The 15039-nt window shown below is 60.1% G+C and carries 17 protein-coding genes; 6 read left to right on the top strand and 11 right to left on the bottom strand.

Translation table 11 applies throughout. The features are described 5' to 3' along the window. The first annotated feature begins 43 nt into the window (after positions 1 to 43). Positions 44 to 1153: an endonuclease/exonuclease/phosphatase family protein gene (locus tag BN77_RS05460; protein ID WP_007529302.1), complete on the top strand. Its 1110-nt coding sequence runs from the start codon at positions 44 to 46 to the stop codon at positions 1151 to 1153. A 72-nt stretch (positions 1154 to 1225) separates the two neighbouring features. Here the strand turns inward: BN77_RS05460 and BN77_RS05465 are convergent, their stop codons facing one another. Continuing rightward, positions 1226 to 1708, bottom strand: a complete 483-nt coding sequence (locus tag BN77_RS05465) for a MarR family winged helix-turn-helix transcriptional regulator (RefSeq protein WP_007529305.1) — start codon at positions 1706 to 1708, stop codon at positions 1226 to 1228. Between the two features lie 99 nt (positions 1709 to 1807). Here BN77_RS05465 and BN77_RS05470 point away from each other — a divergent pair, with 99 nt between their 5' ends. Beyond that, a complete protein-coding gene (locus BN77_RS05470) occupies positions 1808 to 2716 on the top strand; it encodes an EamA family transporter (RefSeq protein ID WP_007529308.1) in 909 nt (302 codons plus the stop codon). Here the strand turns inward: BN77_RS05470 and BN77_RS05475 are convergent. Continuing rightward, a complete protein-coding gene (locus tag BN77_RS05475) occupies positions 2664 to 3917 on the bottom strand; it encodes an aminopeptidase (RefSeq protein ID WP_007529310.1) in 1254 nt (417 codons plus the stop codon). The genes BN77_RS05470 and BN77_RS05475 overlap by 53 nt on opposite strands. 115 nt (positions 3918 to 4032) lie before the next feature. Further along, the gene (locus tag BN77_RS05480; RefSeq protein WP_007529312.1) at positions 4033 to 4749 is read right to left on the bottom strand and encodes a glutathione S-transferase family protein; all 717 of its coding nucleotides are present in this window, start codon (positions 4747 to 4749) and stop codon (positions 4033 to 4035) included. Positions 4750 to 4769: 20 nt separating this feature from the next. Here BN77_RS05480 and BN77_RS05485 point away from each other — a divergent pair, with 20 nt between their 5' ends. Further along, positions 4770 to 5276 carry a MarR family winged helix-turn-helix transcriptional regulator gene (locus BN77_RS05485; protein ID WP_040676778.1) on the top strand — a complete coding sequence of 169 codons (507 nt, stop codon included), beginning with the start codon at positions 4770 to 4772 and terminating at the stop codon, positions 5274 to 5276. Positions 5277 to 5278: 2 nt separating this feature from the next. Here the strand turns inward: BN77_RS05485 and ybaK are convergent, their stop codons facing one another. Genes ybaK through BN77_RS05500 form a run of 3 tightly spaced genes read right to left on the bottom strand, consistent with a single transcriptional unit; the run spans position 5279 to position 7162 of the window. Next, positions 5279 to 5752, bottom strand: a complete 474-nt coding sequence (ybaK, locus tag BN77_RS05490) for a Cys-tRNA(Pro) deacylase (protein ID WP_007529317.1) — start codon at positions 5750 to 5752, stop codon at positions 5279 to 5281. 3 nt (positions 5753 to 5755) lie between these two features. Beyond that, positions 5756 to 6106, bottom strand: a complete 351-nt coding sequence (locus BN77_RS05495; protein ID WP_007529319.1) for an ArsC family reductase — start codon at positions 6104 to 6106, stop codon at positions 5756 to 5758. Beyond that, complete coding sequence (locus BN77_RS05500; RefSeq protein ID WP_007529321.1) at positions 6107 to 7162, bottom strand: M14 family zinc carboxypeptidase; 1056 nt, start codon at positions 7160 to 7162, stop codon at positions 6107 to 6109. 341 nt (positions 7163 to 7503) lie between these two features. On the opposite strand from BN77_RS05500, the gene BN77_RS05505 reads away from it, so the two are divergent. From BN77_RS05505 to BN77_RS05515, 3 genes are all read left to right on the top strand, one after another. Beyond that, a complete protein-coding gene (locus BN77_RS05505; protein WP_007529323.1) occupies positions 7504 to 8064 on the top strand; it encodes a methylated-DNA--[protein]-cysteine S-methyltransferase in 561 nt (186 codons plus the stop codon). 96 nt (positions 8065 to 8160) lie between these two features. Further along, positions 8161 to 8739 carry a TetR/AcrR family transcriptional regulator gene (locus tag BN77_RS05510; protein ID WP_007529325.1) on the top strand — a complete coding sequence of 193 codons (579 nt, stop codon included), beginning with the start codon at positions 8161 to 8163 and terminating at the stop codon, positions 8737 to 8739. A gap of 135 nt (positions 8740 to 8874) precedes the next feature. Further along, positions 8875 to 9354: a hypothetical protein gene (locus tag BN77_RS05515; RefSeq protein WP_007529327.1), complete on the top strand. Its 480-nt coding sequence runs from the start codon at positions 8875 to 8877 to the stop codon at positions 9352 to 9354. Positions 9355 to 9578: 224 nt separating this feature from the next. Here the strand turns inward: BN77_RS05515 and kduD are convergent, their stop codons facing one another. From kduD to BN77_RS05540, 5 genes are all read right to left on the bottom strand, one after another. Further along, positions 9579 to 10337 (bottom strand): 2-dehydro-3-deoxy-D-gluconate 5-dehydrogenase KduD, encoded by a 759-nt coding sequence (gene kduD, locus BN77_RS05520; protein WP_007529329.1) that lies wholly within the window; start codon positions 10335 to 10337, stop codon positions 9579 to 9581. Continuing rightward, positions 10321 to 11406 carry an ABC transporter ATP-binding protein gene (locus BN77_RS05525; protein ID WP_007529331.1) on the bottom strand — a complete coding sequence of 362 codons (1086 nt, stop codon included), beginning with the start codon at positions 11404 to 11406 and terminating at the stop codon, positions 10321 to 10323. The genes kduD and BN77_RS05525 overlap by 17 nt, the downstream gene beginning before the upstream one ends. Positions 11407 to 11415: 9 nt before the next feature. Then, positions 11416 to 12468: a carbohydrate ABC transporter permease gene (locus tag BN77_RS05530; protein ID WP_007529333.1), complete on the bottom strand. Its 1053-nt coding sequence runs from the start codon at positions 12466 to 12468 to the stop codon at positions 11416 to 11418. Next, entirely contained in the window at positions 12465 to 13493 is a 1029-nt protein-coding gene (locus tag BN77_RS05535) for a carbohydrate ABC transporter permease (RefSeq protein WP_007529335.1), read from the bottom strand. The genes BN77_RS05530 and BN77_RS05535 overlap by 4 nt, the downstream gene beginning before the upstream one ends. A gap of 230 nt (positions 13494 to 13723) precedes the next feature. Then, entirely contained in the window at positions 13724 to 14992 is a 1269-nt protein-coding gene (locus BN77_RS05540; protein WP_007529337.1) for an ABC transporter substrate-binding protein, read from the bottom strand. Positions 14993 to 15039: the final 47 nt, after the last annotated feature.

A 15039-nucleotide genomic window follows, 5' to 3' on the forward strand; every position in this document is an offset into this window, starting at 1 on the left:
ATGCAACCTATGCGTGTCATTCTGCCCTCAAACGGGGGGAGACATGAGGCTTGCATCGTTCAATGTGGAAAACCTGTTCGACCGCGCAAAGGCCATGAATCTGGATACGTGGGCGGAGGGGCGCGTTGTTCTCGACCAATTTGCCGAGTTGGGGAAGCTGCTGGGTCAGGTGACCTATAGCGACGCCGACAAGGCACGCATGGCGACGTTGATTGTCGAGCTCGGTATGGAAAAGAGCGATAATGGCCCCTTTGTCATCCTTCGCCGCAACAGGGGCAATCTCCTGAAGCGGCCAACCACCGGCGGCGTTGTCATCATTGCGAATGGCCGGATCGACTGGGTGGGATCGTTGGAATTGCGTGACGAGCCGATCAATGAGGTCGCCATGCAAAACACCGCGCGTGTCATGAGTGATTTGGATGCCGATATTCTCGGCATCGTCGAAGTTGAGAGCCGGCCTGTCCTTACGGCCTTCAATACGCAGGTATTGCCGGCCGTTGGTGGCAGCCCCTTTACGCAGGTCATGGTAATCGACGGCAATGACGAGCGAGGTATCGATGTCGGGTTGGTGACGCGAAAGGGCTTCACGCTCGATATTATGCGCAGGCACGTCGACGACAGGGACGCGGCGGGCACCCCGATCTTCTCGCGCGATTGCCCCGAATATTACGTGACAACGCCTGGGGGAACGACGTTGCTTGTCATGGTCAACCATTTCAAAAGCAAGGGTTTCGGCAGCGCCCAGTCCTCCGACGCTCGCCGGCATGCGCAAGCGCAACGGGCGCGAGAGATCTATGAGAAGCGTATTGCCGATGGATTGGAGCACATCGCGCTGATCGGCGACCTGAACGACACGCCGGACAGTGCCCCTCTGGCCCCGCTGAAGGCCAGTACACTCCGGGATGCTTTTACGCATTCAGCGTTCGACGATGGCGGTTTTCCCGGTACATTCGGGCTTGGAAACGCCGGAAACAAGATCGACTACCTTTTCCTGTCGCCAAAGCTTTTCGAGAGGGTTGAGCGCGGCGGAGTTTTCCGCAAAGGAGCCTGGCCTGGAAGGCGACCAAAACGTTGGGAGACCTATCCCGAACTGACCGAGCCGAAACACGCAGCGTCGGATCATGCTGCCATCTGGGTCGACCTGAACATCTGAGGCCAAAGACGGGAGGCGGTTATCTTCCGCGCCAATGGTGAAGGCCGGACGCCGGTGATGAGCGCGACACGGCTACTCGAATGTCGCCAGAAACTTGCGAAGCAGGGTGTCTAGCTGCGCCTTCTCCTCGGCGCTGAAGCTCTTCGTCAACCTTTGCTGGTTGGCGACGTGGACGCCGACGGCACTTTCCACAGCGGCGAGTCCCGCTTTGGTCAGGGCGATAAGAACGCTTCGCCGATCGTCGGGGTTGAGAACACGCTCGACGAGCCCGGCTTTCTCTAACTGATCGATCCGGTTTGTCATGGTTCCGGAACTGACCATCGTCATGGAGAGCAGATCGCCAGGTGAAAGCCGGTACGGCGCGCCCGAGCGCCTAAGGGTTGCCAGCACATCGAAGGACGAGGAGGAAAGTCCCTGCTCCTGCAGCACCTGGTCCACCTCGCGTGCGAGATGCGTCGTCAGCCGTTTCAGCCGCCCCATGATGCCCATCGCCTCGGTATCGAGGTCGGGGCGTTCTCTGCTCCATTGCGCGAGTATCTTGTCGACACGATCCATCGGCAGTCCGTTCCTTTGAGGGGACTGTTATCACCGCATATCTTGACGTCAAGATAAATGGAGTTAGATTGCATTTATCTTGATATAGAGATTCTTGAAATGAAGAAAACTAGAACTCTTTTTTCCGATGTCCTGGTCACCGCGTTGGCACCGACGATCTGGGGCAGCACCTATTTCGTCACGACATCCTACCTTCCGCACGGATATCCGCTGACGGTTTCCTTTCTCCGCGCTTTGCCGGCCGGGCTTCTGCTACTTGCGACCGTTCGGCAACTGCCGCACGGGATCTGGTGGCTACGCGCATTCGTGCTCGGCGGCCTCAATTTCTCGTTCTTCTGGGCAATGCTATTCGTGTCAGCCTATCGTCTGCCGGGCGGTGTCGCCGCGACCGTTGGGGCCATTCAGCCGCTCATCGTCATCCTGCTGTCGCGCGTCTTTCTCGGCAGGCCGATCCACTCAGTTGCGGTCGGGGCCGGCATGGTCGGGATGATAGGTGTGGCACTTCTCGTTCTCACGCCGAATGCGGCGCTCGACCCGATCGGTGTTGTCGCTGGCATTGCGGGGGCGGTTTCGATGGCATTCGGCACGGTGCTGACGCGACGTTGGGTCCCGCCGGTATCGAATCTTGCCTTTACCGCATGGCAACTCACGGCCGGCGGCATCATGCTTGCGCCGGTCGCCTTCTTCTTCGAACCAGCGATGCCGGCGCCGACTGCAGCCAATATCCTCGGCATGGCCTATCTTTGCCTGATCGGCGCGGCCTTCACCTATCTCCTGTGGTTTCGGGGGCTCGCGCGCATCGAACCGTCCGCCGTGGCCTCATTAGGCTTCCTCAGCCCGGTGACGGCTACCCTTCTCGGTTGGCTGGTTCTCGGGCAAAGCCTGACGCCCGCGCAGCTCTTCGGCTTTGCAATGGTGCTTGCAAGCGTTTGGCTCAGTCAGCGGATGATGACAGTCAGGCCCACTCGCCCTGACGCATCACCGCAACGCGCGACCCGTCCGGCCTGACGCCGTCGATATCGACCTGGCCCGAACCGATCATCCAGTCGATATGGATCAGGCTCGAGTTGCCGCCCTGGGCCTTGATCTGTTCCTGCGTCAGGCTCGCGCCGTTAACGAAGCATTTCGAATAGCATTGGCCGAGAGCGATGTGGCACGAGGCGTTTTCATCAAACAGCGTGTTATAGAAAAGGATGCCGCTGGCCGAGATCGGCGAGGAATGCGGCACGAGCGCCACTTCGCCCAAGCGACGCGCACCCTCATCGGTATCCAGCACCTTGTTCAGCACTTCCTCGCCACGCGAGGCCTTCGCATCTACAATCCGGCCGCCTTCGAAGTGAACCCGGATATTGTCGATCAGCGTCCCCTGATGGGATAGGGGCTTGGTGCTCGAAACATGGCCCTCGACCCGTAGCGCATGGGGCGTCGTGAAGACTTCCTCGGTCGGAATGTTCGGATTGCAGGTGACGCCGTTCTTGGCGGTCGACGAACCGCCGTGCCACTCGTGGCCGTCGGCAAGGCCGACCCTCAGATCGGTGCCGGGTCCGGTGAAGTGCAAGGAAGCGAAGCGCTCGCCATTTAGCCAGCTCGAACGTTTGGCAAGGCTGGCATTGTGTTCGGCCCAGGCAGCGATCGGGTCTTCAACGTCGACCCGCGATGCCGCAAATATCGCCTTTGCTAGCTTGGCCACCGCGATGGCCTCCGGATCGTCCGGGAAGACAAGCGCTGCCCAGGACGGATTGGGGTAGGAGACGATGTTCCAATTGATGTCGAAATTTGAGATCTTCTCCAAAGCCGGTTTGTAGGCGGCGGAGTTCGCCCGGTTCGCACGGCCAACCTTTGCCGGATCCTGCTCCGAAAGCAGCATCGGATTGTCGCCTGAAACGGCAAGGCGGGCAGTGCCTCTGGAGTAGGCCTTGGCCATGCCGTCGTAGAGCCAGTCGGAGGCGCGATCGAAGCTCTGATCATTACCATATCTGTAGCGCGCGAGCGTCGACTCCTCGTCGGAATAGAATGCCGTCACCAATCCTGCACCTGCCATGTAGGCATGCTTGGTGATTAGGCGCACGAGGGGCAGGGCGACGACCGGGGCTGTGATCACTAGATCCTGGCCCGTCTGCAACTGCAGCCCGACCCTGACGGCCACTTCCGCCAGTTTCTCAAGCTTTATGGGGTCCACGGAGGTCTGGCTTTGCGGCATGAAGTTCATGATCGGTCACTCCTCGAACGAAACTGATTGGCCAGTAGACTTAGACCCCTTTGCGGCGAAATTGAAGCTCGCTTGTCGACCGATGGCAGCCCTTTGCCATCGGTCGATACCGGGATCAGGCGGCCGAAAAGGAGGGTTGATGCAACAGCACTGCGTCGTGACGTCTAAGGAAGGCCATCAGCCGGTCGGCATAGTCAGGTCCTACGGCGGCTTTCACGCTCGGTCTTTCGGACAATGCTTTCCGCCAGGCCTGGACGCGGGGCAGACCGGCAAAAATGCCATTGTCAGCGATCGCGTCAAAGACGTCGAAGTAGCGAAAGATCGGCGCAAACACCGCATCGACCAGGCTGAAGTCGGCGCCCGCGAAGTAGGGACCGCTCTTCAATTCCATTTCAATGGTCGCGAATTTTGATGCGAGCACCTGCCGCTTCGCGTCCAGCTGGGCGCGGTCTTGCGTCGTCTCGTAGACCCAGAGATCCGACAGGATTGAAGAGCCGACCTCCATCCAGCCGCGATGGCGGGCACGCATTAGCGGGTCGGCCGGATGAAGGCGGCGGCCGTCCCGCGTCTCCTCCAGATACTCACAGATCACGCTGCTTTCGAAGAGTACATCCCGGCTGCCGTCGCTGTTGCAAACGGCAAGCAGCGGCACTTTGCCGAGAGGCGAGATCTCAAGGAACCAGCGAGGTTTGTCCGCCAGATCAATATTCACACGCTCGAACGTCACTCCTTTCTCTGCAAGCGCAATCGCAGCGCGCTGCACATAGGGGCAAAGGTGGTGGCTGACGAGCAGCAGAGCCGAACCGGCTGCTTGAGAAGGAAAATGATCCATTGTGGCGATCTCCATTGTAGATGCAATTGCATGTAATAGCTGTTGCGTCAGGATTCAAGATAGATGTAAATGCATGTATGAATAAAAAAACAATCAGTAGCACGCCCTCCGAGACAGTGATCGATGCCTGGATCGGACTGATGAGGGCTCAGCAGAGGCTTCTCGGCCAAATAGAAGCCGATCTTAAATCGGCCGGGCTGCCGCCGCTTGGCTGGTACGACGTACTCTGGGAACTTGTGCGATCGCCGCATGGTAGATTGCGTCCGTTTGAGATCGAGGAACGCACGCTGCTTGCCCAATACAATCTATCGCGATTGATCGATCGCCTTGAGAAGGCAGGGCTGGTGCAGCGCCAGACGTTCGATCAGGACGGGCGCGGAAAGTGGGTGGTCGTCACCGAGGAGGGGCGCGCGCTGCAGAAACGCATATGGAAGGTCTATGCCAAAGGCATCGAGGAGAACCTTGGCGCCAAGCTGAGCGAGGCCGATGCCACAACTCTGACCTCTTTGCTGGCGCGCTTCAGGTAACTTCAGGCAATAAGGGGCGCGGCTGCAGCCTTCAGCGTCTTCATAGCGTCTTTTGGGTCAAGCCGAACCTGCAGGCCGCGTTGCCCGCCATTGATATAGACTTTCGGTTCCGTCAGCGCAGCCTCCTCGATTGCTGTCGGGACGAGCTTTTTTTGCCCGAAGGGGCTGATGCCACCGACATGGTAGCCGGTCAGGCGTTCGGCATCGGCGGGTTTCATCATGTTGGCGGATTTGCCGCCGAAAGCGCTTGCGAGCTTCTTCATGCTGACCTCGCGATCGGACGGCACGACGACACAGACGGCCTTGCCGTCGACCTCCGCCATCAGCGTCTTCAACACGCGATGCGGCTCCTCGCCAAGCGCATCCGCAGCCTGCAGGCCGACGCGCTCGGCATTCGGGTCGTAGTCGTAGGTATGGACCGTGAAAGCAATCCCGGCCTTGCTGAGAACCTGCGTGGCGCGCGTGGTTTTAGACATCGATCAGGCCTTGAAGAAGCTGCCGTAGGTCTCGGGCTTAAAGCCGATGAGCAACTTGCCATCTGCCTCGACGACAGGCCGCTTGATCATCGATGGCTGCTCCAGCATCAGCGCGATCGCCTTGCGCTCGTCGAGATTTTCGCGCTCGGCCTCTGATAGCTTGCGAAATGTCGTGCCCGCCCGATTGAGCACTGTTTCCCACCCGGCTTCCTTCGTCCATGCCTGCAGGTGCAGGCGATCGATTCCGACGGCCTTGTAGTCATGGAACTGGTAGGCGATGTCATGCTCTTCCAGCCAGCTGCGGGCCTTCTTCATGGTATCGCAGTTCTTGATGCCGTAGATGATGACGGTCACTTAGTCCTCCAGCGTTCCGGGCTTGCGCGTCGCATTGCTGGCGTTCTTGCAAGCAATCTTCATCAGGTCGGCGCGGCGGCGAACCAGCCGTTCGGAGCTGCGCGTCACAATCAAGCCGCCCTGTGGGGCGCGAATCTCGATGCTGCCGTCGGCCATACCTGGGCGAGTGATCAACGTGGCAAGCACATCGCCTTCGCCAACCCATTCGCCGATATTGCGGTGGAAGAGAACCGTGCCGGCCTCCGGCGCACGGACCATCTCGATATTGTCGAGCGGCACGGCGGGACCATCGAAGGCGGGCAGCGAGACGGCGGCATCGATTGCGCCGCGGCTCGCCAGAAACTGCCACAATCCGTCGGCATCCTCTTTCGCCATATCAGGATAGACATCACGGCGGCCGCGGAGCTCGACAGTTACGGACAGTTTACCAGGTAGCCGCGATTGCTTCTCCGGCGTCTCGTACTTCCAGGCAAAGCCGACAGCCTCCTCGAAGGCGGAACTCTCGCCATCGGAGAGAAGAACGGCTTCCATTTTCATCGCTGATGCGAGATCGGCCGCCTCAGGCCAGAAGGCCTCGTCGATATAGGCATATTGCAGCGATTCATCATCGCAATGCAGATCAATCACTAGGTCGCACCCAAGTGCCATATGCAGCAGCTGGCGCTTCAGTTTGTCTACGGCCGAACGGTTCTCGAGGTCTTCAAGCAGACCATCGCGATCCTTCACTGAGATCAGTGGAAATTCCCGGTTGAAATTGGTGCGCGTTCCAAGGTCGAAGCGGCCCTGAAGCTCCCCGAAATGAGCCTGAGCCGCCCCGATCGGGTTGGCATGCGGAACGACGATGATGTCGCTCTTGATCTGCCCAGCACTCTCAAACTGGCGCAGCATTTCGCACAGGAAATGGACCAATGCCGTACCAGGCAGCTCGTTGGCGTGCAGAGCCGCCTGAATGTAGACCTTTGGTGCCTTGGGATCATTGCCATTGAAACGGAGGACCGGCAATCGCCACTCGATGCCCGCGGTATCGCCCGCAATAATGATCTCGGACGTGTTCATGTCGTTCTCCGCTTTCATGCCCTGTCGGAGGAGCTTTAAGCGAGTTCGATGGGTGGAGGCAAGGTGCTATCCGCGTGCATGAAGCAACTAACGCCCGCGTTCTTTTCAGCCCGCCTGGGCCCCGGCGACCTTGGAGCAGCACGAATTCGTGTGCAGCGATCGCGACTGGCTCCTGCAAGGCGGTTCGAGGCCGAACGACCGCCTGCGGCAAATGACAAGAACAAAATAGAACATGACGTCGAGAAACCGATACGACAAAGCTCGCCCTGCGCAAGAAACGGGTTGAAACCGACGCGTGGCAGTACGATTTTCGGAGGGATCCAGCAGGGAGGCACCGACCCATGCAACAAGCAGTGCACTATTTGGTTTTCAAAACGGCCGGCGGCTTCTGCGGCATCGCCTGGAATGATGTCGGCATCACGCGGTTTCAGCTGCCGACGTCGAGTGCTGAGGCAACCGAACGGCTACTCCTGCGTCGCATTCCCGATGCCGAGCCCGCGACACCGCCAACTGCGGTCGCCGAGGTTGTCGCGGCCGTGAAGCGCTATTTCTGCGGAGAGCCCACGGATTTCTCAACCGTGAAGGTCGATCTTGCTGGTCAGGATGCGTTTTTCAAGCAAGTCTATGACGCCGCACGCCACATCGGCTGGGGCACCACGACCACCTATGGCGCCCTTGCAAAGAAACTCGGCGCAAGTCCGGAGGCAGCCCGCGACGTCGGCCAAGCAATGGCGAAAAATCCCGTGGCACTGATCATCCCCTGCCATCGTATTCTTGCCGCCGGAAACAAGATCGGCGGCTTCTCCGCTCCAGGCGGACCATCGTCCAAGCAAAGGATGCTTGAACTCGAAGGGGTGAGTTTGGCACGGCCGAAGCCCACCCAGCAATCGCTCGATTTCTGATCGAAATTGCCGATGGTTTTGATCTCAAATGGGGCCATCATTCAGCTGCAAGATCGCCTAGTTGACATTCTTCCTACTAGTTGGTAGGCGACAGTTATGAGAAATCCACAAACCAAGGCTGACGAGATTCTTCGCTGTGCGCGCTCCCTGATTATCAGGGGTGGCTATAACAGTTTCAGCTACGCCGATATTTCGAGCGTGGTGGGCATTCGCAATGCGAGCATTCACCACCATTTTCCCAGCAAATCAGATCTGGTCCGCAAACTGGTTGCACAGTATCGGGAGGAGGCGGAAGCCGGGATCGCCGAACTGGAACGAAATGTCTCCGATCCGCTTGAACAACTTCGAGCCTATGTCGGCTATTGGGAGAGGTGTATCGCTGATCCGTCTCACGCCTTCTGCGTCTGCGCCTTGCTCGCAAGTGAGATCCCTGTTCTTCCCGAGGCAGTCGCTCTTGAAGTGCGTGCGCATTTTCGAACGCTCTCGGACTGGCTCACCTCCGTCTTGGAGCGCGGCGCCGTCCAGGGCCGCCTCGCACTGACTGGGACCGCTAGGGCCAATGCTGAAATGCTCATTGCCACCGTGCACGGAGCGATGCTTTCGACGCGCGCGTACGGCGATGTCAGGACTTTTGGCGCAATAACCTATCCCTTGCTGGAGCGCATCGCTGCCTAATGGAATTTGCCCCGGAGACGAACGCATGGTCTAGGTACCTACCGACTAGTAGATAGCCTAACTGCGTTCAATGTCTATCACCGGCAGTCTGCTGCCCATCAACACCGTCCCCTTGGATGAGAAAGGCAATGTCTTATGTTCGGAATTTCTCCGCTTGGCTGGATCCATGTACTCGGAAGCCTGCCAGCCATTCCTGTGGCCCTTTACATGTTTGTCCGCCATGGTCGAATCGTGCCCCGATCTATGGTGGGCGCCGTCTATTTTGTTTCGATGCTCATCGGCGCCGCAACGGTCTTCCTCGTGGCACATCAACCGGTCAGTTATGGCATCGGTACCCTCACCATCCTGCTCCTGCTTACAGGGTACGTGATCGAACGCATTCTGGGTTCAGCGCGCATAGCCAGATACATTGAAACCATCTGTCTGAGCCTGAGCGTGTTTCTTTTGATGGTGCCGACGGTCAGCGAAACCCTGCGCCGTGTTCCGGATGGCCACCCCTTGGTTACCGACTTGAAATCGCCGCTGCTCCTCGGGGCTCAAGGAGGCCTGTTGGCTATTCTCGTAGTCGGCTTGACCGCCCAAATCATCTACTTGGTAAGGCTGCCAAGACCGTGATCAAGGTCGGCCCGTCTGAACTGAGGCGAAAGGCCGTATCTACATCGAAGTAGATACATAAGGGAGGTGGCCGTGCCCCATCTTGCACGTCCAGTCGGGGAACTCGCAGTCGGGGCTGGCGAAAGCCGACCCTCGTCACCAACAAGGTCGGCGAGTTCAACGGCGTTGAGAGCCTGCGGCTGGAGGATTGGTCGCTTTGAGCCCTGGCTGGTTCGGGGTATAACCTAACGAACGAGCCAGCCGCCGTCGACCGGCAGCACGGTGCCCGTGACATAGCCGGAAGCCGGTGCGGCGAAGAAGAGTACGGCTGTCGTCAGGTCAGCCGGCGTTCCCCAGCGCCCCATCGGAATGCGCGCGGAAATCTGCGTGTTGCGATCGGGGTCGTTGCGAAGGGCCTCGGTATTGTCGGTCGCCATGTAGCCGGGGGCGATCGCATTGACGGTAATCCCGCACGGCGCCAACTCGCTGGCCATCGCCTTGGTGAGGCCGGCGATGCCGTGCTTCGAGGCGGCATAGGCCGGAACACGGATGCCGCCCTGGAAGGTTAGCATGGAGGCGATATTGACAATTCGCCCCGCGCGTCCGGTCGAAACCATATGCCGGGCAACGGCCTGCGACAGCAGAAAGGCGGCCTTCAGGTTGACGTCGAGAACGCTGTCCCAATCCGCCTCGGAATAGTCAAGCAGGTCGGCTCGACGGATGGTGCCGGCATTGTTGACGAGAATATCGATGCCGTCGAGGGCTGCGGCGACGTCGGCGATGATCGCGGTTGTATCAATGGGTTTGGAGAGATCGACCATCATCTCGTGAAAGCGCACACCCGCCTCGCCAACCAGCGCTGCCGTCTCGGGCATCGGGGACGAGCCGAGCGCGGCAATATCGGCGCCGGCGCGCGCCAATGCCAGGGCCATGCCCCGGCCGAGGCCGGTGCGGGCGCCGGTGACGAGCGCGGTCTTGCCTGTGAGGTCAAACAGCGCGTTCAAGGCGGAGCCCCCTGTCGTTGAAGAGGTGAATGGGGGCGGCTACCAGCGACAGCCGGATGTCGTCGCCCTTCGCGAGGTTATGCTGGCCGGGAGCAACGACCAGCAGCTTCTGGCCGGCGACGTCGGCGTGCAGCACGGTATCCGAGCCGAGCGCTTCGACGAGACGGATCTTCGCCGGAATGCTGTTTTCGCCTGCATCGAGCGCAATATGATGCGGCCGCACGCCGATGGTGATGGGCGCTCCGGTTGCCACCGTGCCATCCACCATTGGAACCTCCAGGCGGTGACCGCTCTCCAGGGTCGCGACGGCCCTGTCCGAGCCCGTCGCTTCAAGCGTACCTCCAAGGAAGTTCATATGCGGCGAGCCGATGAAACCGGCGACGAAACGATTGGCCGGTTTGTTGTAAAGCTCGAGCGGCGTGCCGATCTGTTCAATACGCCCGGCGCGCAAGACAACGATGCGGTCGGCAAGCGTCATAGCTTCCACCTGGTCATGCGTCACATAGATCATCGTCGCCGAGAGGCGGGCGTGAAGGGCTGCAAGCTCGGCGCGGGTGGACCCGCGCAGCTCGGCGTCGAGGTTGGACAACGGCTCGTCGAGCAGGAAAGCAACCGGGCGGCGCACGATCGCGCGGCCGATTGCGACGCGCTGACGTTGGCCGCCGGAAAGCTGCCCGGGCCGGCGCGCGAGATAGGGCTCGATCTCAAGCATGCGCGCGGCTTCGCCGATGCGCCCAGCGATCTCCGCCTTCGGCATCCGGGTGTTTTCCAACCCGAAGGCGAGGTTCTGGCGCACGCTCATATGAGGGTAGAGCGCGTAGGACTGGAAGACCATGGCGAGACCACGGTCGGCGGCTGGCACTTCGTTGACGACTTTGCCGTCGATCGAAAGTTCCCCGCTGGTCGGTTTTTCGAGCCCGGCAATCATGCGCAGCAGCGTGGATTTGCCGCAGCCGGACGGCCCGACGAAGACGACGAACTCGCCGTCCTTGATCTCCAGGTTGATGTCATGAAGCACGTCGACAGCGCCGAACGACTTGGTCACATTAGTAAGTTTGATGTGGCCCATGGTGCCCTCCTATTTCAGTCCGGTTCCGGCGATGCCGGTGGTGATGAAGCGTTGCAGGAAGATGAAGACGAGGACGACCGGGATCATCGTGACGACCGTCATGGCGAGAATGAAATGCCACTGCACGTTCAACTCGCCGGAATAGATGCTGAGGCCGACCTGCAGCGTGTAGAGCTCCTTGCGCGACAGCACGATCAGCGGCCAGAGGAAGTCGTTCCAGCGCCAGACGACGGAGAAGATCGCAAGAACGGCCAGCGCCGGGGCCGTCAGCGGCAAGATGATGCGCCAGTAGATCTGCCACTCAGACGCCTTGTCCATGCGTGCGGCGTCGATCAGTTCGTCGGGGATGGTCAGCATGTACTGGCGTAGAATGAAGACGCCAGTCGGCGTCGCCACTGTCGGCAGGATGACGCCCCAGAGATTGTTGAAGAGCCCGAGCGCCGAGACAATCGAATAGAGCGGAACCATGATCACCGAAAGTGGCACCATGAGGGTGGCGAGGATCAAGAACATCGCGAAGCTGCGGCCGCGGAACTCGTATTTGCTGAGCGCAAAGGCGGCCATCGAATTGACGATCAGCGTGATCAGCGTCGCCGTCACAGTCACGAAGACCGAATTCCAGAGGTAGCGGACGAAGTCGAACTGGGTGAAGGGTTCGCTATAGTTCGAGGTGGCAAAGGACATGGTGCGCACCGGTGTGCGCTTAGCAATGTTGACCTTGACGATTTCGGTCGGCTTCTCCGGCGCGACCATCTGGCTGACGACGCCGATCCGGCGAACCTCGGCGAGCACGGCCTTGCCGCCATCCGGAAGCGTCACCTCGTAGAGGTCGAGCGGCTTGTCGTAACCGTCAACGGTCGCCTTCTGGGTGACATACGGCATGATCGTCGGTGGGAATTCGGCAAGCGCCGCCGGCGACTTGAAGGAGGACCCGACGAGCCAAACGGCCGGGCCGAACATGATAAAGAGACCGCCGACGAGCCAGACCCAGGTGACGATATCGGTCCAGTGCCAGCCGCTGCGGCCGCGGCGTCGAAAGATGAATTCGGCAAAGCGGCTCATTTGCGGGCTCCCTTTTTCTCGCCTTTGCGGCCAATGCCAAGTTGGACCAGGGTAAGGACCACCAATACGGCGCCCATCAGGATCGAGGCGGCGGCAGCAAGGCCTGGATTGCGCAACTGCGCGGCGAAGCCTGTCTCGTAGACGTATTGGGTGAGATAGAGCGTGCTGGTGCCAGGGCCGCCGCCTGTTAGCACGTAGATTTCGTCGAAGATCTGCACAGCGCGGATCAGGACGAGAACGACGACGACGAGCAGATTGGGCATCAGGAGCGGCAACGTGATACGCCAGAAGGCGCGTGCCGGCAGTGTGCCGTCCATCTCGGCGGCTTCATAGAGATCCTTCGGGATCGCCTGCAGGCCGGCAAGCAGGATCAGTGTGTAGAAGCCCATATGGGCCCAGATCGAAACGCCGACAGTCGCGGCGAAGGACCAGTTGCGGTCGTTGAGCCAAGTGTAGGGCTCGAAACCGAGGCCGTAGAGGCCAAAATTGAGCAGCCCCTGGCGCTGCAGGATCCATTTCCAGATCAGGCCGACGACGACAGGCGACAGCAGCACCGGGAAGAAGAACACCGCTCGCCAGAAACTGCGCGCGATCAGGTCACGATTGAGGATCAGTGCGGTCACCAGTGAAAACAGGATCATCAGGGTGACCTGTAGCACCACGAACCAGGCGGTGTTGCCGACGGCCGTCCAGAAGGTGTCTTCCACGCAACTGTTCGGGTCGGTGTAATTCACGCAGTCGAACAGACGCGCATATTGCTCGGTGCCGACGAAGCTCCGGTCCGGCAGGAAGAGCGCCGTGCCACCCGTCATGGAATAGGCGAAGTTGATAAAAAACGGCAGCAGCACGAAGATGCCGAAGATCAGCATATTCGGAAGCAGGAAGAAGGTCGCCATGCCGCCGATGCCGAGCCGCCGCTGCAGGAAACGCAGCGGCGCGTCGACAGCGCCCATTATCAGGCGAACCGGCGCCATGGCCGGCTCGCCGAGGCCGGAGCCCCTTCGTCTTGGAACATCTGCCTTCATTCTTGGCTCCTCACCGCGTCGATTGCGGGTCAATTAAAAAATGCGCAAGGACCGCCACCGGATTTTGATCTGTTGCCCACCGACGCCGACAATCCTTTTTGGACGGAGGGGCTTCTCGGTCGCATTTTGGTAAGCGTCATCTTACGCAGATGCGCAGCGTCGCCCTCTTGATACCGGTGGTGAGCCGAGGGCACAGCATGCCTTCGGACACCTGGTGTCGGGGACTCAGATCAGTTGCCTGTATCTTTCACCTTCGTGGCGATATCCGAGTCGATGCGCGCGAAGGCCTCGTCGACCGTCATCTCGCCTGCAGCCGCCTGGCTGACGCGGGTGACGAGCGCGCCGTAGACGGCGTCAGACCAAAGCCAGCCGGGTAGCTTGCGCGCGAGATCGGAGAGCGACTTGCCCGCTTCGACGAAGGCGTTAAGCGCGGCCTTTGCCTGCGAATCGTCGGTCTTGAAGTCTAGGCCCTTGGCCAGCACGCCCTTATGGGCGGGCAGGAACAGGGTACGCTCGGAGAATTCCTTCACGATCGGTTCGCTCGCAAGGTAATCCATCACCTTGGCGACTTCCTTCGGGTTCTTCGTATATTTGACCGCGACCAGACCCGCGCCGCCCGTCATGCCGGTGCAGTTCGTCGGGCCGCAGGGGCTGCCGGTCGCCACCCAGTCGAAGTTGGTGCCGATCTTGGTCGAGAAATTCGGGACCTGCCAGGAGCCGGAATAGTAGTAGACGACCTGTCCGTTGATGAAGTCGTCGGCGGCTGCGCGATAGGTCGAGCCAGCGGCCGAAACCCAGACATCCTTGCTCATCGTGCCGTCGCCAACCCAGCCGACGAAGTTCTTCAGGAAGTTTTTCGTGCCTTCATTCAGCGGCGCCGGCTTACCATCGGCGCCGATATAGTTGCCGCCATAGGCAAGATTCGGGCCGCTGAGGCGGTGGCCGGAGCGGTCGAGCGCCATCGGGAAGGGCACCTGCTGGCTTTTGGCCACCTGCGTGGCTGCCTTCGCCCAGTCGTCCCAGGTCGCATTCTTGTCGGGGATCGCAACGCCCGCCTGGTCGAACAGCGTCTTGTTGGCAAAACCGCCGGCAATGGTGATCTGGGTCATGAAGCCGGAGATCTGGTTCGATCCGTCCGGGCGCATCCAGTCTGCCTGCTCGCCGAAATTCTTGTCCCAATAGGCGGGATCTGCGACCAGCGGCCGGAGGTCGAGCCAGTGTTGGCTCTGGGCCTTCAGGTTGGTGACGCGGGCGATATCCGGGCCGTTGCCGGCTTCGAGCTGTACCGGCAGTTGCTCCTTGACGACGCTGTACGAGACGTTGTCGAGGATCACGTTGATCCCCGGGTTCTCCTTCATGAAGCGGTCGAGCAGGTCCTTCAGCACCTCGCCCTCGACGCCGTCGGAGTACCACATGATGCGCACGTCGCCGGCGACCGCCGCCGTCGACGTCAAGAGTCCGACGGCGAGCGCCGCGAGCATCGTTTTGGTCTTCTTCATTGTCTTTCTCCTCCACTTATCCATATACGAGCTCCCTCCCGCTCGTT

The organism is Rhizobium mesoamericanum STM3625, assembly GCF_000312665.1.
In the GTDB taxonomy this organism is placed as follows: Bacteria; Pseudomonadota; Alphaproteobacteria; order Rhizobiales; family Rhizobiaceae; genus Rhizobium; species Rhizobium mesoamericanum.